The sequence below is a fragment of the Burkholderia sp. 9779_493 genome, assembly GCF_015712215.1.
Classification (GTDB): domain Bacteria; phylum Pseudomonadota; class Gammaproteobacteria; order Burkholderiales; family Burkholderiaceae; genus Burkholderia; species Burkholderia cenocepacia.
In genome coordinates this window covers 1-4,172 of sequence record NZ_JACCQA010000085.1, presented here as the reverse complement: position 1 = coordinate 4,172, position 4,172 = coordinate 1, and the positions used below count along the sequence as shown (strand labels likewise).

General features: G+C 68.2%; 4 protein-coding genes. 3 read left to right on the top strand and 1 reads right to left on the bottom strand.

Annotated features, from left to right (window positions below; genetic code table 11):
* Positions 1 to 323: 323 nt before the first annotated feature.
* The 3 genes from H0X95_RS35570 (at position 324) to H0X95_RS35560 (ending at position 2,684) form a co-directional block, all read left to right on the top strand.
* A complete protein-coding gene (locus H0X95_RS35570; RefSeq protein WP_006499101.1) occupies positions 324 to 1,139 on the top strand; it encodes an ABC transporter substrate-binding protein in 816 nt (271 codons plus the stop codon).
* 94 nt (positions 1,140 to 1,233) lie between these two features.
* Positions 1,234 to 1,956, top strand: a complete 723-nt coding sequence (locus H0X95_RS35565) for an amino acid ABC transporter permease (RefSeq protein WP_006483961.1) — start codon at positions 1,234 to 1,236, stop codon at positions 1,954 to 1,956.
* 2 nt (positions 1,957 to 1,958) lie between these two features.
* Entirely contained in the window at positions 1,959 to 2,684 is a 726-nt protein-coding gene (locus tag H0X95_RS35560) for an amino acid ABC transporter permease (RefSeq protein WP_059723771.1), read from the top strand.
* A 162-nt stretch (positions 2,685 to 2,846) separates the two neighbouring features.
* On the opposite strand, the gene H0X95_RS35555 is transcribed toward H0X95_RS35560, so the two are convergent.
* Positions 2,847 to 4,112 carry a M23 family metallopeptidase gene (locus H0X95_RS35555; RefSeq protein WP_059723587.1) on the bottom strand — a complete coding sequence of 422 codons (1,266 nt, stop codon included), beginning with the start codon at positions 4,110 to 4,112 and terminating at the stop codon, positions 2,847 to 2,849.
* Positions 4,113 to 4,172 lie beyond the last annotated feature (60 nt).

Sequence of the window (4,172 nt, the reverse complement as noted above, 5' to 3'; positions counted from 1 at the left end):
CTTCCGCTCGTTGGGTCTTCCGTCGCTGGGTCCATCGCCGATCAACTGATCCGAACCGCCGTGTACGGACCCGTACGCACGGTGGTGCAGGAGGGGTCGGGCCGCGAGGCCTGCCCCTATCCTAATTGCGCGGCGGCAATGCGTGCCCGCAGCCCGTCTGCTTCATCACGAAACCCGCAGAGCAAAGCACCATTTGTTGGTTCGGATTCACTGCACGCGCTGATACGTTAGCGGCTTCGCGACGACACACTCCGTCGCGATGTTCTTCGAACCGTGCCGCCGCGCGATCCGCGGCGGCCTCCATAACAAATCAGGTCGTGCTCATGAAAATCAACACGCTCGCTACGTGGCTCATCGGAGTCGCGCTCGTTACCGCAGGCACCGTCGCCCATGCAGACCGTCTCGACGACATCAAGAAGGCCGGGGTGCTGCGCGTCGCGACGTTCGACAGCAATCCGCCGTTCGGCTATGTCGACGCGAAAAGCAATCACATCGTCGGTCTCGACGTCGATTACGCGAAGGCGCTCGCCGACAAGCTCGGCGTGAAGCTGCAGCTGCAACCGACCAACCCCGCGAACCGCATCCCGTTCCTGACGTCCGGCAAGGTCGACCTCGTGCTCGCGAACTTCACGATCACCGACGAGCGTGCGAAGCAGGTCGACTTCAGCATCCCGTATTTCTCGTCGGGCCAGCAATTTCTCGCGAAGAAGGGCGTGCTGAAATCGGCCGACCAATTGAACGGCCTGCGCGTCGGCGCCGACAAGGGCACGACCAACGAAATCACGCTGCGCGAGAAATTCCCGAAGGCGACGATCGTCGCGTACGACGACACGCCGTTCGCGTTCGCCGCGTTGCGCGCCGGCAACGTGCAGGCCATCACGCAGGACGGCCCGAAGCTGATCGGCCTGCTCGCGAACGTGCCCGACAAGCAGAACTACGAGATCCCGGCGTTCACGATCTCGAACGACTACATGGGCGTCGGCGTGCCGAAGGGCGAGACGCGCCTGCTCGGCTTCGTCAACGACACGCTGAAGGGGCTCGAGGCGAACGGCCGCGCGACGCAGATCTACGACGCATGGTTCGGGCCGACGACGAAAACGCCGCTCACGCGCATTTTCCGGATCGGCGACAAGACCTGACCGCTGCCGCACGCGCGCCGCGTTTGGCCGGAACCTCGGCCGCGCGGCGCTTTTCGTTTTCATCCGACCGCGCGCGTCGTGCGCGCTCCCCAGCATGCTCGGGTTGGCTCCCAAATATCTGTCCTGGCTCTGGCAGGGTTTCCTGCTGACACTCGGCCTCGCGGCCGCGTCGGCCGTCGCCGCGACCGTCGGCGGGTTGCTGCTCGCCGTGATGCGGCATGCGCGCGGCAGGGCGCCGCGCACGGTCGCTGCGGCGTACGTCGTCGCGTTCCGCAACACGCCACTGCTCGTGCAGTTGCTGTTCTGGTATTTCGGCGTCGCGTCGTTGCTGCCCGATACGTGGATCGCGTGGCTCAATGCGCGCCATGCGGTGAGCGTGGGCCCGGTCACGCTCGCGTGGCCGTCGTTCGAATTCGTGGCGGGCTGGGTCGGGTTGAGCGCCTATACGGCTGCCTTCGTCGCCGAGGAATGCGAAGCCGGTTTGCGCGGCGTGCGGCGCGCGCAACACGACGCGGCGGCCGCGCTCGGCCTCACGCCGATGCAGTCGCTGCGCTACGTGGTGCTGCCGCAGGCCGTGCGCATCGCGCTGCCGCCGCTGTTCGGCCAATACATGAATCTCGTGAAGAACTCGTCGCTCGCGATGGCGATCGGCGTGGCCGAGCTGTCGTATGCGTCGCGGCAGGTCGAGACGGAGACGTTCCAGACCTTCGCCGCGTTCGGTGTCGCGACCGTGCTGTACGTCGCGGCGGTGGCCGCGATCGAGGCCGGCGCGTATGCGGCCACGCAATGGCGCGACCGGCTCGGAGCGGGACGCTGACGATGGATCTTTCGCTGTTGCTCTCGAATCTGCCGTACCTGTTGGTCGGCGCGTTTCCGGACGGCCCGCTCGGCGGCGCCGCGCTTTCCCTGGTGCTGGCGCTCGCGTCCGCGGTCGCGTCGGCCGTGCTCGGCGTGGCGCTCGGTGTCGCGATGGCGCTCGCGCGCGGCCCGGCGCGCATGCTGCTGCTCGCGGTCATCGGCTTCTTCCGCGCGATTCCGGTGCTGATGCTGATCTTCTGGACGTATTTCTTGATGCCCGTGCTGCTGCACATGGACGTGCCGGGGCTCGCGACGGTCGTGTGCGCGCTGGCGCTGATCGGTGGCGCGTATCTCGCGCATGCGGTGCATGCGGGGATCGTCGCGGCGGGCGACGGGCAATGGCAGGCCGGGCTGTCGCTCGGGCTCACGCGCTGGCAGACGGTGCGCTACGTGCTGCTGCCGCAGGCGATCCGGATCATGACGCCGTCGTTCGTCAACCAGTGGGTCGCGCTCGTGAAGGACACGTCGCTCGCGTATATCGTTGGCGTGCCGGAACTGTCGTTCGTCGCGACGCAGGTGAACAACCGGCTGATGGTGTATCCGGCGCCGATCTTCCTGTTCGTCGCGCTGATCTATCTGGTGCTGTGCACGTCGCTCGATGGCGCGGCGCGCTGGCTGCTGTCGCGGGGGCCGCGCACGCAACGTGCGACGCAGGCGACGGCCGAGCGCACGGAACCCGCACGGTAACGGTGGGCCGGTGAGCCGCGTCCAATGCGTGCGCGCGCTTTCGGTGATGAAGATGGATGATGGGCGACCATCCTCAGCGGGCCGCGTCGCCGTGATTCGAGCGGCGACGCGCGCGGTGGTGCCGATGAGGCCGAGGTGCCCGGACGCTTCAGGACGTCAGCGTCATGACGCGCTGTAGTGCGTATCGAAAACCGCGCGCAGCGTCGACGGGCCGGTCGCGAAATCGCCCCACAGCGGCCCGTCGTTCTGCGTGAACGCGAACGGCGTCGTATTGATCGACGCGAGGCGCAAGCGCCATTGCGCGGCCTCCTGGCGGAACGCGGTGAGTTGCATGTCCGACAGCGCCGTCTGCGCGCTGGCCAGCGTGACGAGCGGATCGACCGGATCGTTCGCGACCCGCACCTCGAAATGCAGGTGCGGGCCGGTCGCCGCGCCCGTCATCCCGACCGAACCGATACGTTGCCCCTGCTTCACCGTTTCGCCGGTCTTGAGCCCGCGAGCGAACGCGGACAGGTGCGCGTAGTAGGTCGAATAGCCGTCCGCATGATCGACGATCACATAGCGGCCATAGCCACCCGGATCGGTGCCGACGAACGACACGACGCCGTCGGCGGCCGCATCGACCGGCGTGCCGCTCGGCGCGGCGAGATCGACGCCCGTATGGAACGCCATCGCCTGCGACAGCGGATGGATGCGCTCGCCGAAGAACGAGCTGATGCGCGTCCACTTGACCGGCATCGTGAACGCGGCGGCTTCGAGCGGCGAGCCGTCGAGCGTGTAGTACGCGCCGTGCTCGGCGCCCGGCGCGCGGAACCAGATCGCGCCGAACGTGCGGCCGGCGACGCGCAGCTCGAGCGCGGTGAGGCGCGGCGTGCCGTCGTGCGTGTCGAACGCGACGCGGTAATAGTCGCCGCGCTGCGCACTCGCGCGCATCGCGACCTTGCCGGTGACGAGATCGCCGAGCTGGATGCGCACCTCGGGCGGCACGTCGAGACGGTTCAGCGTATCGGACAGCGTGAGTTCGATGTCGCCGGCGCGCATGCCTTGCTGGTGGTCGGGCGCCGCGAACTGAAACAGGCTCGCATAGCCGAGCATGTCGTTGCGATGCGCGCTGAGCGGCGCGAACAGGCCCGGCTGCAGGCTGCGATCGTTGCGATCGAGGTGTTCGTTGCGCTCGCCGATCGTGCGGGCGAGCTCGCTCGTCACGAAATGCTGCGCGGTGGGAAACGGCGTATCGGACAGCACGCGCTGCGGCAGTGCGGCCGTGCCCGAGTCGACGGCGCCCGGCAGTTGCGACACGGCCGGCAGCGCGGCGGCGAGGCCGAATGCGGCGAGGGCGCCGAGCACGGCGGCCGGCACGAGCGCGCGCACGGCGCGCTGCGCGCGACCGGGCGCGACGGCATCAGGGGTTGCGACAGACTTGACCAAGGTGTCCACATCCAGGAAAGCGGTTCAAAGGGGTGTGGGCGGGGGCCGCCGGCGGCACAC